The 15,679-nt window shown below is 49.6% G+C and carries 16 protein-coding genes and 1 pseudogene; 6 read left to right on the top strand and 11 right to left on the bottom strand.

From position 1 onward, the window contains the following. Positions 1–41: 41 nt before the first annotated feature. Complete coding sequence (gene fdhF / locus OGX95_RS16245; protein ID WP_286630171.1) at positions 42–2,189, bottom strand: formate dehydrogenase subunit alpha; 2,148 nt, start codon at positions 2,187–2,189, stop codon at positions 42–44. Positions 2,190–2,550: 361 nt separating this feature from the next. On the opposite strand from fdhF, the gene OGX95_RS16240 reads away from it, so the two are divergent. After that, entirely contained in the window at positions 2,551–2,799 is a 249-nt protein-coding gene (locus OGX95_RS16240; RefSeq protein ID WP_137382921.1) for a GlsB/YeaQ/YmgE family stress response membrane protein, read from the top strand. A 49-nt stretch (positions 2,800–2,848) separates the two neighbouring features. Here OGX95_RS16240 and yoaJ read toward each other — a convergent pair whose 3' ends face one another. From yoaJ to OGX95_RS16225, 3 genes are read right to left on the bottom strand one after another with little or no spacing between them, the layout of a single operon-like run. Continuing rightward, on the bottom strand, positions 2,849–2,923 hold the full coding sequence (yoaJ, locus tag OGX95_RS16235; RefSeq protein ID WP_286630190.1) for a protein YoaJ: 75 nt from the start codon (positions 2,921–2,923) through the stop codon (positions 2,849–2,851). 2 nt (positions 2,924–2,925) lie between these two features. Beyond that, a complete protein-coding gene (locus OGX95_RS16230; protein WP_086523648.1) occupies positions 2,926–3,024 on the bottom strand; it encodes a YoaK family small membrane protein in 99 nt (32 codons plus the stop codon). A gap of 47 nt (positions 3,025–3,071) precedes the next feature. Continuing rightward, on the bottom strand, positions 3,072–4,097 hold the full coding sequence (locus OGX95_RS16225; RefSeq protein WP_286630170.1) for a sensor domain-containing diguanylate cyclase: 1,026 nt from the start codon (positions 4,095–4,097) through the stop codon (positions 3,072–3,074). A gap of 186 nt (positions 4,098–4,283) precedes the next feature. Between OGX95_RS16225 and OGX95_RS16220 the strand changes: the two genes are divergently transcribed. Further along, positions 4,284–4,532 (top strand): putative hemolysin, encoded by a 249-nt coding sequence (locus OGX95_RS16220; RefSeq protein ID WP_286630169.1) that lies wholly within the window; start codon positions 4,284–4,286, stop codon positions 4,530–4,532. A gap of 7 nt (positions 4,533–4,539) precedes the next feature. Here OGX95_RS16220 and OGX95_RS16215 read toward each other — a convergent pair whose 3' ends face one another. Beyond that, positions 4,540–4,887 carry a DUF488 domain-containing protein gene (locus OGX95_RS16215; protein ID WP_286630168.1) on the bottom strand — a complete coding sequence of 116 codons (348 nt, stop codon included), beginning with the start codon at positions 4,885–4,887 and terminating at the stop codon, positions 4,540–4,542. Between the two features lie 185 nt (positions 4,888–5,072). On the opposite strand from OGX95_RS16215, the gene OGX95_RS16210 reads away from it, so the two are divergent. After that, positions 5,073–5,780, top strand: a complete 708-nt coding sequence (locus OGX95_RS16210) for a CTP synthase C-terminal region-related (seleno)protein (protein ID WP_286630167.1) — start codon at positions 5,073–5,075, stop codon at positions 5,778–5,780. Between the two features lie 36 nt (positions 5,781–5,816). Here OGX95_RS16210 and OGX95_RS16205 read toward each other — a convergent pair whose 3' ends face one another. Next, on the bottom strand, positions 5,817–7,004 hold the full coding sequence (locus OGX95_RS16205) for a CynX/NimT family MFS transporter (RefSeq protein WP_286630166.1): 1,188 nt from the start codon (positions 7,002–7,004) through the stop codon (positions 5,817–5,819). A 99-nt stretch (positions 7,005–7,103) separates the two neighbouring features. Between OGX95_RS16205 and OGX95_RS16200 the strand changes: the two are divergent. Beyond that, positions 7,104–7,896, top strand: a pseudogene (locus tag OGX95_RS16200) (AraC family transcriptional regulator); the annotation flags it as partial. Here the strand turns inward: OGX95_RS16200 and OGX95_RS16195 are convergent. The 3 genes from OGX95_RS16195 to dgcJ all read right to left on the bottom strand — a co-directional run bounded on the left by OGX95_RS16195 (position 7,879) and on the right by dgcJ (position 10,503). Beyond that, complete coding sequence (locus OGX95_RS16195; RefSeq protein WP_199146690.1) at positions 7,879–8,325, bottom strand: DUF441 domain-containing protein; 447 nt, start codon at positions 8,323–8,325, stop codon at positions 7,879–7,881. The pseudogene OGX95_RS16200 and the gene OGX95_RS16195 sit on opposite strands and share 18 nt — an antisense overlap. Before the next feature lie 139 nt (positions 8,326–8,464). Further along, positions 8,465–8,968, bottom strand: coding sequence for a YbaK/prolyl-tRNA synthetase associated domain-containing protein (locus tag OGX95_RS16190; RefSeq protein WP_286630164.1), 504 nt, complete (start codon positions 8,966–8,968; stop codon positions 8,465–8,467). A 44-nt stretch (positions 8,969–9,012) separates the two neighbouring features. Then, entirely contained in the window at positions 9,013–10,503 is a 1,491-nt protein-coding gene (dgcJ, locus tag OGX95_RS16185) for a diguanylate cyclase DgcJ (RefSeq protein WP_286630163.1), read from the bottom strand. A gap of 179 nt (positions 10,504–10,682) precedes the next feature. Between dgcJ and OGX95_RS16180 the strand changes: the two genes are divergently transcribed. Together OGX95_RS16180 and OGX95_RS16175 are read left to right on the top strand one after the other, a co-directional pair. Next, positions 10,683–11,453, top strand: coding sequence for a class I SAM-dependent methyltransferase (locus OGX95_RS16180; RefSeq protein WP_286630162.1), 771 nt, complete (start codon positions 10,683–10,685; stop codon positions 11,451–11,453). A 13-nt stretch (positions 11,454–11,466) separates the two neighbouring features. Further along, positions 11,467–11,877, top strand: coding sequence for a hemerythrin domain-containing protein (locus OGX95_RS16175; RefSeq protein ID WP_286630161.1), 411 nt, complete (start codon positions 11,467–11,469; stop codon positions 11,875–11,877). Positions 11,878–11,969: 92 nt separating this feature from the next. Here OGX95_RS16175 and OGX95_RS16170 read toward each other — a convergent pair whose 3' ends face one another. Continuing rightward, a complete protein-coding gene (locus OGX95_RS16170; protein ID WP_286630160.1) occupies positions 11,970–13,250 on the bottom strand; it encodes a YeaH/YhbH family protein in 1,281 nt (426 codons plus the stop codon). Positions 13,251–13,359: 109 nt separating this feature from the next. Continuing rightward, on the bottom strand, positions 13,360–15,294 hold the full coding sequence (yeaG, locus tag OGX95_RS16165) for a protein kinase YeaG (RefSeq protein ID WP_005120355.1): 1,935 nt from the start codon (positions 15,292–15,294) through the stop codon (positions 13,360–13,362). Positions 15,295–15,679 lie beyond the last annotated feature (385 nt).

Below are 15,679 nucleotides of genomic sequence, written 5' to 3'. Positions count from 1 at the left end.
CCTGAGCCAGGAAGGGCGACTCAGGCAAATGTGTAAGTTGCTTACGCGATGGCTTCACACAGACGTGATTTCATCTCGCTGTAAGATCTCGCGGCATAGTTCTCCGCCCAACCTTGATCGGTGATGTGCTCAACATTGACGGCGCAATATTTGGTTTCCGGGGTTTTCGAGATGGGGTCCAGATTATCCTGAGTCAACTCATTACACGCGCCAATCCACCATTGATAGGTCATGTACACGGTTCCGGGATTGATGCGTTCAGAGACATCAGCCCGACTGATAACCTTGCCACGACGCGAGCTCACCCAAACCAGATCACGATGACGGATACCAAGGTTTTCCGCATCACGCGTGCTGATTTGAACATAGCCCGGCTCATCGGCCAGGGCCTGCAATGCTGCGCAGTTGCCGGTCATCGAGCGGCACGAATAGTGGCCGACTTCGCGCACAGTGCATAATACCATTGGGTACTTTTCATCAGGCACTTCTGCAGGAGCACGCCACTGTGCGGCAAACAATTTACCTTTGCCATTGGCGGTATCAAACTGGCTGTGTGCATACAGATATGGCGTGCCTGGGTGATCAAGCTCCGGACATGGCCACTGAACGTGGCCCATGTCACCCATCTTTTCGTAAGTCACACCGTAGAAGAGCGGGCATAGCTCGCGCATCTCATCCCAGATTTGCTGGTTATTTTGATACTGCATCGGATAGCCCATTGCGGTGGCAAGCAGACTGATGATTTCCCAGTCGCGTTTGACATCCCCCGTCGGTTCAATCGCCTGTTCAAACCGCTGGAATCCGCGGTCGGCGCAGGTAAAGACGCCGCCGTGTTCGCCCCACGATGTTGCGGGCAGGAGAACGTCAGCCATTTCTGCCGTCTTGGTCATGAAGATGTCTTGTACCACGATAAAATCGAGCGCGTTAAAGCCTTCACGGACCAGGCCCAGATCGGCCTCGGTTTGCAGCGGATCTTCACCCATGATGTAGTAGGCTTTGACTTTACCTTCGATTGCCAGATGGGGGACTTCGGTGATCCGGGTACCGACCTTGTCATCCATCAGATTTACGTCAATACCCCATGCGTTGGCAAACTTCTCTCTCACGGCGAAATCGGTAACGTCCTGATAGCCCGGGAACTGGTTCGGCAGTACGCCCATATCACACGCGCCCTGCACGTTATTTTGCCCGCGCACCGGGCCAACGCCGACATTTGGACGCCCCAGGTTTCCGGTCAGCAATGCCAGACTCGACAGACCACGAACCACGTCAACCGCCTGACCAAACTGGGTCACGCCCATTCCCCACATCACGGTCGCCGAGGGGGCGGAAGCGAACGTACGCATTGCCTGACGAACCTGCTGTGCAGGCACACCCGTTAAATGTTCAACGGCTTCGGGCGCGTAATCCTTGACGGTTTCCCAGTAGGTTTCGAGGCCTTCGGCATGTTTTTGCACATACTCGTGATCATACAGCTTCTCTTCGATAAGCACATGGCCAAACGCGTTGACCAGCGCCATGTTACAACCGTTTTTCAACTGCAGATGCTGGTCTGCTATTCGGGCTGTTTCAATGCGGCGGGGATCGCAGACAATGATTTTAGCCCCGTTCTGGCGGGCTTTGATCACCCTACGAGCCACAATCGGGTGGGAGTCGGCGCAATTATAGCCAAAGATGAGCAGGCATTTTGAGTTTTCAATGTCGCTAATTGAGTTACTCATCGCACCATTGCCCAGCGTTTCCTGCAGCCCCGCGACGGATGGACCGTGGCATACGCGGGCGCAGCAATCGACATTGTTGGTGTGGAGTACGCCACGTGCAAATTTTTGCATCACGTAGTTGGTCTCATTCCCGGTTCCACGAGACGAACCCGTAGTCATGATGGCGCGAGGACCATAGGTATTTTTGATATCGGATAAGCGTTTTGCGGTATAGCGGATGGCTTCATCCCAACTGACGGGCGTGAATTTCCCACCTTTTTCATAACGGATCATTGGTCGGGTCAGACGGGGAGTCAAAAGGCGAGTGTCGTTCAGAAAGTCCCAGCCATAGTAGCCTTTCAGACATAGCTGGTTTTGGTTCGTTACACCCTCAGCGGCTTCAGCGCGGATGATTTTGTTATTTTCAACAACAAGCTTAAGCTTGCACCCGGCCCCACAGTACGGGCAAACACTGGTGATTTTTTTCATCAATAACAGACCTGTTAAATGCTGAAATAGCGCGAATTGTAGACGGAGCCTCGCGAGCGTTTTCGCGGACTACGATTTGTCGTAGCGACGGGCTGTGTAAAGCATAAACTGTGCCAGAATTGAAAATTCAGCAATAACAGGGAGCGAAAGCAAAAATAGCAGAATAATGACTGACGATTCGACACTAATGACGACAAACGTCAGTAAATATCACCGTTTTTGCGTGGTTTAACCTCATGAAACATCAGATAAAGATGAAAAATCAAAGTGACCATGATCACAAATTTTAATTTTTCGGCGCTATGCTATGCTTTTATACAACGAGTAAATCGTTCACGTAAAAACATAAGCGAGGAAAATAATGGGTATTATTTCATGGGTGATTTTTGGTCTTATCGCGGGGATCCTGGCAAAATGGATCATGCCAGGGAAAGATGGCGGCGGTTTCTTTATGACCATTATCTTAGGGGTTGTTGGTGCCGTCGTGGGCGGGTGGATCAGTACATTCTTTGGATTTGGTAAAGTTGATGGTTTCAACTTCGGCAGCTTTGTCGTGGCAATTATTGGCGCAATTGTAGTGTTGTTTATCTACAGAAAAATCAAAAGCTAAGTAACGAAACAGACAATAAAGGCCACATTTTTGTGGCCTTTATTTTGGGTTACCACCAGCCCAGTTCCGTTCCCAGCACGACAACAATGGCCACGCCAATCATAATAAGCGTTGTTTTTTTCATCGTTATGCTCCTGGTGAGGCGTAGCCGCCAATAAAGAACCAGGACAGGAAAACGACAGCGGAAATGAAAATAATAACGGGGAAAATAATACCGAGTCGCATACGCTTATCTGCCAGAATAATTTAAAGACGATTAAGCATAACAGGGCTTAATGTACGACAAAAGCGGTTTTATCCTGACGTTTCTTATCCTGATACATCGCACTGTCTGCAAGATGAAGCGCACAGTTGACGTCTGTCTCCAGCGGGTCTATTTCCACAACGCCCAGACTGGCTCCCGGATAATACAGACAGATTTCACCCAGGTCATAGTCACCACAAATTAGCTGCTGTAAGTGGTTTTGCACACTTCGCAAACGAACACACGGCGACATTTCGTTTTCCACTGACAGGCAGGCGACTAAAAATTCATCACCGCCCAGACGACCAAGAATATCATTCTCACTGCATCCACGGCGTAAACGCTGGCCAATTTGGATCAAAAACTGGTCACCAACTTCGTGCCCAAAACGATCGTTGATCAGTTTGAAATCATCTAAATCAATATAGGCGACAATAATTTTGCGTCTGAGGTGGCGTGCCAGCGAGAAGAGGGTTTCGATATTTTCAAATATTGCCCGACGGTTAGGTAGCCCGGTCAGAACGTCAGTGTAGGAGTGGGCTATCAGCGCAGCATTCGCTTCACGTAACTGAGCAACCAGAGATTCTTTCTGGATAGACTGCGCAATCAGCCCCGCGAACAGATGCAGTACCTGCTCACCTCGTTCGCTTAGCGGTTGTTGCTGACGACTGGTTGCGCAGAGGGTGCCATAGAATGTGCCATCGGGCAGATGAACTGGAGTACTCAGAAAGGTTGTGATCTCCAGTGCACGTGCGGCGGTACATTCTGGCCAACGCGCGGGAACGTTATCGCTATACAGACAGTTCGCATCTATTGCGCGCTTGCAGAGTGTCTCATCCCATGGCACCGACAGCCCTTCGGGGATCTGCATCTGCTTACTATTACGCGCATACAGAATATGCTGCAGACGCGCATCTAAATCGACCTTAGTAAGATAGGTCGATTCCATCTCAGTCACTACCTCCAGCATCTCCAGAAGTTGCCGGACCAGACTCTCAACAGACTGCTCCATGGCTAATGATTGTGAGACTCGGGCGAGGATCATGTCTGACATGAGAGGTAAATACTCCAGAATGCTGATAAGTCCTTTATTGCCCGCATAATAGAACATCGGAGGGAAAGATGAAACACGCTATCCGGGGCAAAATGTATACATGGGTTTGAAACACATCAGTAAAACATGGAGATAGGTGGAGAGTCGGGGTACTCTCCCAGTGTAACGTTTATAACAGGAGTTAATATGAAACTGGCCTCTATTGTTGTGCCCGGCATTTTGGTGCTGGCGGGGTGTTCCACATCACCTGAAGCACCCGTACCACCGAAAGTTGGCATGGCGAACCCGGCATCCGTGTATTGTGAGCAAAAGGGCGGCGTGCTGATTGCGGTGCAGACACCGCAAGGCGTAAGGTCAGATTGCAAACTCCCCGGTGGCGAAGTTATTGATGAATGGGCGCTTTGGCGCAGAGATCATCCGGCAACGGGCAAATAACCCGCTGTCACAATTGACGTAACCACTCAGCCAGAACCCGCGCATGGTTTTGCTGCGTATCCTTCGCCGCATACAGCAGCGTTAACGGCTGTTGCTGGGCAATATCCGCGAGTCGCTTGCCTTCCTGCTGTTGCTGGGCAAGTTCTGCGCGGTATTGCTCGGCGAAATGGGCAAAATCGATGACATCTGCGTGGAATGCCTTACGTAAATCAGACGAGGGCGTCAGCGCTTTATCCCATTCATTGAAAACAAGATCGGTTTTTTTCACCCCGCGCGGCCACAGCCTGTCGACCAGAACACGATAGCCATCACTTTTTTCTGCCGGGTCATACACGCGTTTACACTGAATATTCATCTTTTAATCCGCTCCGCTAAGCCACTGAACCCGTCTTCATTACGGTTAAATAAGATCGTAAAACGTGACCATTATAGCATTTGGGCCACACAGACTCTCAATTTAAGGGATTGTGATAACAACAAAAAATCGGTAGGCTGAGGCTCCTTATGTTGTCCCTCATTGTTTGGACATAAGGAAAGTTAATGGACATTTCCCCTGTTAAAGATACGCTTCGCATTGCGCTGGTGGGCGATTACAGCCCCGATATTGTGGCGCACCAGGCTATTCCCCTTGCTATCGATGATGCTGCTGCCGTTCTGGAATTAGTGGCTGATTATGACTGGCTCACCACATCTGATATTAGTAGTGGCGAAGATTTAGTCGGCTATGATGCCATCTGGGTGGTCCCCGGCAGTCCTTACCAGCACCCGGAAGGCGCGCTGACGGCAATACGTTACGCACGCGAAAACAGCATTCCCTTTTTGGGCACTTGTGGCGGTTTTCAGCATGCTATTCTCGAGTATGCTCGCAATGTGCTGGGCTGGCGTGATGCCGCACATGCGGAAACAGATACCACGGGGCGTATGGTGATTGCACCGCTGACCTGCTCATTGGTCGAAAAGACGGATGATATTGAACTGCGTGCGAATACGCTGATCGCCAGAGCCTACGGACGGGATGTCATTACAGAGAGGTATCACTGTAACTATGGCGTGTCGGAAGCTTTTGCCGCTGAGCTTGAAAGCGGCGATCTGCGAGTGACGGGCTGGGATGACGCTGGTGACGTTCGCGCTATTGAACTGGTGACACATCCGTTTTATGTCGGGACGCTTTTTCAGCACGAACGAGGGGCACTGGCAGGAAAGCCTGTGCCACTCGTCCAGGCACTGCTGCGCGCGGCCAGAGGATAACAACCGGGCAGGTTGGTTATTCGCCTGCCCGGTGTATTACGCGCAGGCGATCTCTTTCTCGCGTCCTGAACAGACGCCAAACACGGCCATGACGAGGGCTAGCAGCGCGACGCCAACCAGCGGGATCTGCCAGCTATCGTTAAGATCGTGAATTTTCCCCATCATTGGCGGCCCACATGCGGCCAGTAAATACCCGACAGATTGCGCCATGCCCGATAGTGCGGCGGCCTGGTGCGCAGAGCTTGCACGTAGCCCGATGAAGGTGAGGCCAAGGATCATCGTGGCACCGGAGCCAAAGCCAAACAACACGGTCCACAGGGCCGCCTGGCCAGGCATGACAGCAAACCCTGTCGCGCCAACAGCGCACATTAACGAGACCAGTGCGGCGATAGTACGCTGATCTTTAAACCGATACAGAACGAGGGGGATCAGTAGCCCGGGCGCTGCGGTCGCCAGTTGTAGCAAGCCATGCAGCGACCCCGCCTGAGCTTCACTGTAGCCGTGACTGATCATAATGGCGGGTAGCCAGCCGATAATAACGTAATAAATAAGCGAGTTGATGCCCAAAAACAGCGTGACCTGCCAGGCGAGACTGGAGCGCCAGATTGCGCGGGAGTGTAACGCTCGCGAATTGCTGAGGCTGGCATTGGCCGTCTGGCGCCACTGAGGTAACCAGATCAATAACGCCAGCAGCGGAAAGACCATTAACATCATCAACGCACCGCGCCAGCCAAAGCCATTTAACGCCAGCGGCACGACCATTGCCGAACCCAGCGCTGCTGCAGCGCCCATTGTTAACGAATACGCCCCGGTGAGCTTTGCCACATGCTGTGAAAAATCACGCTTAATGAGGCCCGGCAAAAGGACATTTCCCAGTGCGATGCCACAGCCAATAACTGCCGTCCCGCCAAACAGGGCTCCGGATGAAGGGAGTGAACGTATAGCAATACCCACACAGATCAGCAGCATGGCGGCTAACAGACTGCGCTCAATACCCCAACGGCGAGCGACGGTTGCCGCCAGAGGCGACACCAGTGCAAAAGCAAGCAGTGGTAGCGTGGTCAGGAGTCCCGTCTGGGCGGTGGTCAGACCGTAGTCAGTGCGAATCGCGTCCAGTAAAGGGGCTGCGCCGGTAAACGTAACGCGTAGTGTGGTCGCGATCATCAGGATTCCCGCAATTAACAGCGCACCGTTTTTACCGCGGGAAGAAGGGGAGTTAGTCATTTTTTTCTCATATCGTCAGGCAAGGCGTTACCTTAGCGTTTTTACTCTGTGGATGAATCAAGCTAAAATGACAGTTTATCGCTAAAATCGGACATTCTTATGTTTGGACTGAGGCTGGACGGGTATCAACCCGACCTTTACCATGATGCCGCCGTGGCTTTTTGTATTCAGGCTCAGGAAGACGAACTTTTCAGCCCACTGCATCAACACCGCAAAGGCCAGTTAATCCTGGCGTTGCATGGCGCAATTACGTGCGAAGTTGAGAACGCCATGTGGATGGTGCCGCCGCAATATGCTGTGTGGATACCAGGTGAAATTCCGCACAGCAACCACGTTACCGTTGGCGCGCAATTGTGCTTTTTATTCATTGAACCTCATGCAGTAGTGATGCCGGAACGCTGTTGTACGCTGAAAATAACGCCATTATGCCGGGAGCTTATTCTTGCGCTGGCGAACAAAACGGATGCCCAGCTCTGTGAACCAGCCACCCAGCGGTTAACGCAGGTGTTGTTTGACGAACTACCACAGCAGCCACAGGAGCAAATGCAGTTACCGGTATCCGATCACCCGAAAATTCGCAAGATGGTGGCGACGATGGCGCAGGAGCCTGCACAATGGCAAACACTGGGGCAGTGGGCCAACGTGTTTGCCATGAGTGAGCGTAACCTTGCCCGTCTGGTCGTCAAAGAAACGGGGCTAAGTTTTCGCCGCTGGCGCCATCAGTTGCAACTGATCCTGGCGCTGCAGGCACTGATCGACGGGCACAATGTACAACAGGTCGCTCAAATGCTTGGTTACGATTCAACGACCGCGTTTATCACCATGTTCAAGAAAGGCCTGGGTCAAACACCTGGTCGCTATCTGGCGGGCTTGACTACTGCTTCCCGACAATCAGCGACACCAGACCTGCCGCAATAAGCGGACCCACCGGCACGCCGCGAAAGAGGGCAACGCCCAATACTGTGCCCACCAGTAAACCCGCGACGAGTTGAGGTTGGCTGCCCATCAGCGTGACGCCGCGCCCGCCAAGCCAGGAGACAACAACGCCGATGGCGATGGCGACCAGAGATTTCCAGTTTACAAAGGAGTGAATAAGCGTGGAGGGGGGCAGCGTGCCGCTGGCGATGGGGGCCATGACGCCGATTGTCAGAATAATAATCCCAACGGTAAGCCCCTGTTTTTCAATCCACGGGAAGAATGTATTCAGCGGAGTAACACGGACGATTATCAGCACCAGAATTGAAACGGCGACAGTGGTGTTGTGGCTGACAAAGCCCAGAGCTGCCAGTCCAAGCAGGATCAGCAGTGTGACATCAAACATCGTAGTTTCCTTGCCAAAAGAAAAAATAAGCCTGCTTACTGTACGCGTAAATGCGTGACGGAACAGGCTTTTTTATTGATTATTATTATTTTTGGGCGAACGCATAATATCGCGTTTTGATGCTGATGTTACGGGCTTGCTATTGTGCGCGATGGAATGGGACTAATTCAGGTTGCGCAATGCGCAAATAATCTTTGGTGTCCATGATCACGGACTTTTCGAGCAGTCCGGCGTTGAACGCAATTTCAGTAAAGCGCTCAAACAACAGCGGATCGGCAACCAGCTTGAGTTTTGGATGGAAACTAAACGGTGGGATAGCGCCGAACACGCAGCCGGTCAGTTCATCCACTTCCGCCGGGCTGGCAAGTGATGCGCGTAAACCGCCGATATGTCCGGCAAGCTGGTTCAGGTCAGCCTGTTGGTCAGCCGGGAGAATGGCCAGCACATGCTGATTGACGCCGTTGCCTTTTACTTTACAGACGAGGGCTTTTGCTCCCTGACCCAGCGCTGTACCGCGAATTTCCGAGACAGCTTCACATTTGCCAACGGCTTTATGGCTGAGCACACGATACGTCGCGCCTTGTTCTGACAACAGCGAAATTAAACGTTGGTGCGTCACGTTGCCTTTATTTACATCTGTCATTTCTTACTCCTGGTACTACGATAAAAATCCTGACGAATACAATATCACTCACGGTGGTATTTTTTCTGTTTGTTCAGATAGAGCTGTACATCTGATGCCTTATAAGCGTCATCAATAGTGTCGTTTGGCTGCATGTTATAAATCCCCGCGGAAAAACTGACGGAGGTATCCGGAGCAATAGTGTGTAAGTTATCGCGAATACGATCCAGTAGTTGGGGGGTGAGTTCAGGGGCAGAATCAACAAGGATAATACAAAACTCATCTCCGCCAAGACGGATGGCATAGTCACTTTTGCGAATAGAGGCCTGAATAGCTTTGGCCAGAATGGTGATAATGCGGTCGCCTTCCTGGTGTCCGAGTGTGTCATTAATTGTCTTTAGTTTATCGCAATCAATAGCAATAAAAGTTACGCAGGTTCCGGTGTTGACCAACTGCTGCAAACGCTGCTCAAGCGTGGGCGTTAATATTTTACGGTTATAAAGCCCGGTCATCGCATCACTGATATTTTCGCGTGTGACGTTGTGATACAAACGAAAATGCATTCTGACCATGTTCAGCAGCAGTGCCGTTGCCAGTAAATAGAAGGCAAATATCTTCCAGGAAGCAACAATAAAATACATAAAATCAAGCGACAATGTAATGCGCATTCCGCCTGGGATATCATTAATATAATGAACATACTTAAACAAGTCGCTCTCACTTTGGTGAATGATAATCTCTTTACCTGAGTTGATGTCAGATAAGGTCACATTGAGATAGCGCCAGACGAGGGGACGGTCGTTGGTATAAAATATGTTCTTTAAATTGTCTTTGTTAACATCCACCATGACGACGCCTTTTAGCTTGCCGGTATAGTAGACCGGGGTCAAAAAGCTCATCACTTTCTCCTGGGTGAGATCGTCCTGATAAATACTGGAAATGACGGTTCGGCCAGTAAAAATATCATCAATATCGTTCTGGTTAATTCCCAGTGTACCTTTCTGTAAAAAAGACCAGTGATTCATGGCAAATTGATATGAATTTATCAGGTTGTAGAAATAGATGTAGTCGTTTTTCAGGTCAATGTAATAGCGAAACTTGTATTCCATGGTGCCTAATCCCTGACCATAATCTACCCGTTCACGATTTGCGTTTACGGCCTGATCGAAGGCGGGGAGCAGAAAGATATCGTCAAGTTGTTCAATACAACTCGATGAGTGGGTCTGTAACGTACCGCGTAACGGAAGATAATTATGGGCAGTGAGATTGAATCCATGTATGCCGTTAACGGTTTCGAAAGCGGTACACAGCGCTTTTCGTTGTTCGACTGTGATGGGCTTTCTCGGGGATGAAAATTGGCGCATCATATGGGCGGCAATGCTCTGATTAGTATATTTATCATAGAGAAAGGATGAATCTGCTTTCTCTATGATGTAGCGCATATACGCGCTCATTGCCCGATCGCTGGCAACCAGTTCATAAACCAAAAAAGAAGATGTCAAAACAATAACGCTTACGGAGATAAAGTGCCGAAGCGCTTTATGATGCAATTTCATAATGATTTACAACCCTGTAAGTCAGATGCATCAGTCTATCACACGGCATACATCCACTCTAACAGTACGGAAAATCCTGCAGGATTGTGCATTATTTGTAATAAAAATCATTCGTGCTCTTCACCTTTAATCTCTAATGTTGTATTTATAATGCAACTTATAGAAAAGGAGACAGGCGAATGAGCGCGACTGAAAAAGCGGGCCATACATTTTTAGCCAGCCTGGGAAAAACCCGCCTGCGCCCAGGCGGGGTTGAAGCGACGGAATGGTTATTCCGGCAGTCCCAACTGACCCCTGACAGCCAGGTCCTTGAAGTGGCCTGCAATATGGCTACGACGGCCATCGAACTGGTACAGCGCTTTGGATGTACAGTCTATGCCATTGATATGGATAAAAATGTGCTGAGCAAGGCCAGAAGTAATGTAGCGCTCAACGGACTGGAAAATTACATTCATGTCATGGCGGCAAACGCCAGTACTCTGCCTTTTGCGGATAACAGCTTCGACGTAGTGATTAACGAAGCCATGCTGACGATGTATGCAGACAAAGCTAAAGCGAAATTGATTGCGGAATATCATCGGGTGCTGAAACCCGGTGGACGTTTGTTGACCCACGACATTATGTTCACTGCGCAAAAACTGGAAGAAGGTGACCAATATCAGTTGGTTCAGGTGGTGAAATCAAACGTCAGTCCGATGACGAAACAAGGATGGAGTGACCTGTTGATGAGTGCGGGATTTGAACAGGTCATACAACAGAATGGCAAAATGTCGTTGATGTCACCGCGCGGATTAATTCGCGATGAAGGAGTAAAGGGTGCGATTAAAATTGCGTTTAACGGTATGCGGACGTACGAAAATCGTCGCCGATTCTTGAAAATGTTTCGTTTCTTCCACTCGCAACGTCACCAACTAAACTACATTGCCTGCTGTTCTATCAAAGGAAAATAAAAAGGATAAACGGATGAATATTGAAAAAATGAAAAGTCAGCATGTTGATATACTGGGAAAAATATCATTTTTGCGTCAGTTAAGCCTCGCTGGCGTTTCAGCCAATGCTCAGGAAATCGCTACTGCGATTGTGAGCATGAGCGCGATCATTAAAACGCATTTATCCGCTGAAGATCAGTTCCTTTATCCGCATATTGAGCAGGATGGTAATAATGCACTTCGGCAAGTCAGCACAAAATTTAAGCGTGAAATGGCGGACATCGTTAGTGAATATGAGGTTTTCTCCCGCCGCTGGAATATTGCCAGTAAGTTGATGGGCAACGATGACGCGTTCAGACGCGATGCCAACATTGTTTTGCGTAAAGTGTATGAGCGTATGCAACGGGAAAATAAAGACTTCTATCCACTGGTGGAAAGAATGTAGCGTCATTTTACGTATGAACGCAACGCACCGCACCCGGCAAGAAAAAATCAGCCAGAGATGAAAAACTGGCTGATTTTTTACGTCACTAACCGCTAACTATTGCTAGTGGCGCTTTGCTTATGGAACAGCTCGCGGAATACCGGATAAATATCATCCTGGTCGCGAATATGCTGCATCGCAAAGTTATCAAAGGTAGATTGCAGATGCTCATACTCACGCCACAGGGTCTGGTGTGCACGCCGGGTGATTTCAATATAGCTATAATATCGCACCACCGGCAGCAGCTTTTTCGCCAAAATTTCATGACACAGTGGTGAATCATCTGCCCAGTTATCGCCATCCGATGCCTGAGCGGCATAGATATTCCACTGGGCAGGGTTGTAGCGATCTTTTACCACTTCATCCATTAACTTCAGGGCGCTGGAAACGATGGTTCCCCCCGTTTCCTGAGAGTAGAAGAACTCGTGTTCATCAACCTCTTTTGCCTGAGTATGATGGCGAATATAGACAACCTCCACGTTCTTGTAAGTGCGGCTTAAGAACAGATACAGCAGGATATAAAACCGTTTTGCCATATCTTTAGTCGACTGGTCCATTGACCCAGAGACATCCATCAGGCAGAACATCACGGCCTGGCTGGAAGGATCGGGTCGTTTCTCATAATTCTTGTAGCGCAAATCAAAGGTATCAATAAACGGTACGCGTTCAATTTTGGCCCGTAATTCAGCAATTTCTTTGCGTAATCGCTCTTCTTCCAGCAACTGCGCGGGTTCACTTTTGGCGATGGTTTCCAGATCGGCCTCAAGCGCATGCAGTTCACGACGTTTACCCGCCGTCATTGCTGTGCGGCGCGCCAGTGAGTTTTGCAGGGAGCGCACCACGCTGATGTTGGCGGGCACACCGTTGGAGGTAAATCCTGCCCGGTGCGTTTTAAACTCCGTTAACTGACGCTGCTGATTCTGCTTCAGGTTAGGGAGTGCTAAATCTTCGAACAGCAGATCAAGATATTCATCTTTAGATATCTGAAAGACGAACTCATCCTGACCCTCTCCATCCTGACTGGCCTGGCCTTGTCCGCTTCCTGAACCTCCGCCCCCCTGCGGACGTTCGATACGGTCATTCTGTACAAAATGATCGTTACCCGGATGCACGCGATGACGCAGGCCACCACGCCCCTGATGAAACATCGGTTCGCTAATATCATCGGTCGGGATAGAGACAGACTCGCCGCTATCGACATCAGTCACCGAACGCTTGTTAATGGCCTCGGAGATCGACTGTTTAATTTGCGATTTATAACGGCGTAAGAAGCGCTGACGGTTTACCGTGCTCTTGTTTTTGCCGTTAAGACGTCGGTCTATGAACCAGGTCATATGCCCCCCGTACTGCCAACTATTCGCAGATTCTGTAGATGCCGGATAGCGTTAAGCTTATCCGGCCTACAGAGTGTCGTTATAAGCCCGGCAACATCGGGCATGAAAGTTAAGACGATTTACGTACGCGCAAATACCATTCGCACAGTAAACGCACCTGTTTACGCGTGTAGCCTTTTTCCATCATCCGATCGACAAAGTCGTCGTGTTTTTTCTGCTCGTCAGTCGAGGTTTTGGCGTTAAACGAAATGACCGGCAACAACTCTTCGGTATTCGAGAACATTTTCTTCTCAATAACCGTGCGCAGTTTTTCGTAACTGGTCCAGTTTGGATTACGACCGCTGTTATTCGCTCTCGCACGCAGAACAAAGTTGACGATCTCGTTACGGAAGTCTTTCGGGTTACTGATACCCGCCGGTTTTTCAATTTTCTCCAGTTCGGAGTTCAGTGACTCGCGATCGAACAACTGACCGGTATCCGGGTCGCGATACTCCTGATCCTGAATCCAAAAATCCGCATAGGTAACATAACGGTCGAAAATGTTCTGTCCATATTCTGAATAGGACTCGAGGTAAGCCGTCTGGATCTCTTTGCCAATAAACTCGGCGTATTTCGGGATCAGATAGCCCTTCAGGAACTCAAGATAACGTTCGGCCTGCTCCTGAGGGAATTGCTCACGCTCGATTTGCTGCTCAAGCACATAGAACAGATGCACCGGGTTTGCCGCGACTTCGGCATGGTCAAAGTTGAACACGCGGGAGAGGATCTTAAACGCGAAACGCGTGGACAGACCGTTCATCCCCTCATCAACTCCGGCGTAATCCCGGTACTCCTGATAAGATTTTGCTTTAGGATCGGTATCTTTCAGGCTTTCACCGTCATAAACGCGCATCTTCGAATAAATGCTAGAGTTTTCAGGTTCTTTCAGACGAGAAAGAATAGTGAAGCGAGAGAGCGTTTCCAGCGTGCCCGGTGCGCAAGGCGCATGTGTCAACTCACTGTGGTTAAGCAGTTTTTCGTAGATCTTGATCTCTTCAGATATACGTAAGCAATACGGGACCTTCACGATGTATACACGGTCGAGGAAGGCTTCGTTATTTTTGTTGTTGCGGAACGTCACCCATTCAGATTCGTTCGAGTGGGCGAGAATAATCCCGTTAAACGGCAGGGCAGAGATACCTTCTGTCCCGTTGTAGTTTCCTTCCTGGGTTGCAGTCAGCAGAGGATGCAGCACTTTAATCGGTGCTTTAAACATCTCTACGAATTCCATAATCCCCTGGTTGGAGCGGCATAACGCACCTGAGTAGCCGTAGGCATCAGGATCGTTCTGTGCATGGTGTTCGAGTTTACGAATATCCACTTTCCCGACCAGAGCGGAAATATCCTGGTTGTTTTCATCACCAGGCTCCGTTTTAGCGATGGCGATTTGCTCCAGAATAGACGGCCAGACTTTGACGACGCGGAATTTAGTGATGTCCCCGCCGAAATCATGCAAACGCTTCGCGGCCCACGGCGACATGATCGTACCGAGATAGCGACGCGGGACCCCATACTCTTTTTCCAGGATCTGTGCATCTTCCTGCGGATTAAACAGGCATAACGGATGATCGTTAACCGGGCTACGTTCACCATTAGCGCTGAGAACATAAATGGGCACTCTTTGCATCAGCGATTTCAGTCGTTCTGCAAGCGATGATTTTCCCCCTCCCACCGGCCCCAGCAGATACAGGATCTGCTTCTTCTCTTCCAGCCCCTGAGCCGCATGTTTCAGATAAGAAACAATCTGTTCAATTGCGTCTTCCATGCCGTAAAACTCTTCAAAAGCGGGATAACGTGCAATCACCCGATTCGAAAAGAGTCGAGAAAGTCGAGGTTCGTGGGCAGTGTCAACCATGACAGGCTCACCAATAGCCATTAATAGCCGCTCTGCCGCGTTGGCATAAGCACTGCGATCTTGCCGACAAGTGGTAAGAAACTCCTGCAGCGTGAACTCTTCGTCCTTGGCAGCTTCATAACGCTGGCGATAGTGATCGAATATATTCATGGTATGCCGTCCTTTCGTTTTTTAGCACATGTTAAGAGCCGTTCATATGAATAGTAGAGGCCCCTGAAGAGGTAAACTGAACGACGTCGCTGCTGAAGAAATAAGCAACTCTCATGCCATTTCGATGGTCAGGAGATCAACGTATTCGGTGATACACCTTCTAAATCTAAGCGTAGATGGCATTTGCAAAACTTGCCTGTACGCGCAAGTGAATTTCAATGGCATATCAATAACTCATCAGCAAAAAAAGCACATGTTATGTAAAGAAATGGGGCTGAATTCATGTGGTGTTCACCGTACTGCAAGCAAAATGTCATCACTCGCTGAGAAATTAGGGGGTTACATTGGGCAGGTAATACGTAAAATAGTTGGGCTGAAGCGTATT

Origin of the sequence: Citrobacter sp. Cu233 (genome assembly GCF_030332225.1) — a bacterium.
GTDB lineage: Bacteria > Pseudomonadota > Gammaproteobacteria > Enterobacterales > Enterobacteriaceae > Citrobacter.
The sequence above is the reverse complement of the archived record's forward strand: the minus strand, read 5'-3'. Positions and strand labels throughout refer to the sequence as shown.

Coding starts and splice junctions, on each gene's coding strand:
- OGX95_RS16220 (WP_286630169.1), top strand. CDS start 4,284: ATGAAACTGGCCTCTATTGTTGTGCCCGGCATTTTGGTGCTGGCGGGG.
- OGX95_RS16240 (WP_137382921.1), top strand. CDS start 2,551: ATGGGTATTATTTCATGGGTGATTTTTGGTCTTATCGCGGGGATCCTG.
- OGX95_RS16170 (WP_286630160.1), bottom strand. CDS start 13,250: ATGACCTGGTTCATAGACCGACGTCTTAACGGCAAAAACAAGAGCACG.
- OGX95_RS16205 (WP_286630166.1), bottom strand. CDS start 7,004: ATGACTAACTCCCCTTCTTCCCGCGGTAAAAACGGTGCGCTGTTAATT.
- fdhF (WP_286630171.1), bottom strand. CDS start 2,189: ATGAAAAAAATCACCAGTGTTTGCCCGTACTGTGGGGCCGGGTGCAAG.
- yeaG (WP_005120355.1), bottom strand. CDS start 15,294: ATGAATATATTCGATCACTATCGCCAGCGTTATGAAGCTGCCAAGGAC.
- OGX95_RS16190 (WP_286630164.1), bottom strand. CDS start 8,968: ATGACAGATGTAAATAAAGGCAACGTGACGCACCAACGTTTAATTTCG.
- OGX95_RS16175 (WP_286630161.1), top strand. CDS start 11,467: ATGAATATTGAAAAAATGAAAAGTCAGCATGTTGATATACTGGGAAAA.
- OGX95_RS16225 (WP_286630170.1), bottom strand. CDS start 4,097: ATGTCAGACATGATCCTCGCCCGAGTCTCACAATCATTAGCCATGGAG.
- OGX95_RS16195 (WP_199146690.1), bottom strand. CDS start 8,325: ATGTTTGATGTCACACTGCTGATCCTGCTTGGACTGGCAGCTCTGGGC.
- OGX95_RS16215 (WP_286630168.1), bottom strand. CDS start 4,887: ATGAATATTCAGTGTAAACGCGTGTATGACCCGGCAGAAAAAAGTGAT.
- OGX95_RS16180 (WP_286630162.1), top strand. CDS start 10,683: ATGAGCGCGACTGAAAAAGCGGGCCATACATTTTTAGCCAGCCTGGGA.
- OGX95_RS16230 (WP_086523648.1), bottom strand. CDS start 3,024: ATGCGACTCGGTATTATTTTCCCCGTTATTATTTTCATTTCCGCTGTC.
- OGX95_RS16210 (WP_286630167.1), top strand. CDS start 5,073: ATGGACATTTCCCCTGTTAAAGATACGCTTCGCATTGCGCTGGTGGGC.
- dgcJ (WP_286630163.1), bottom strand. CDS start 10,503: ATGAAATTGCATCATAAAGCGCTTCGGCACTTTATCTCCGTAAGCGTT.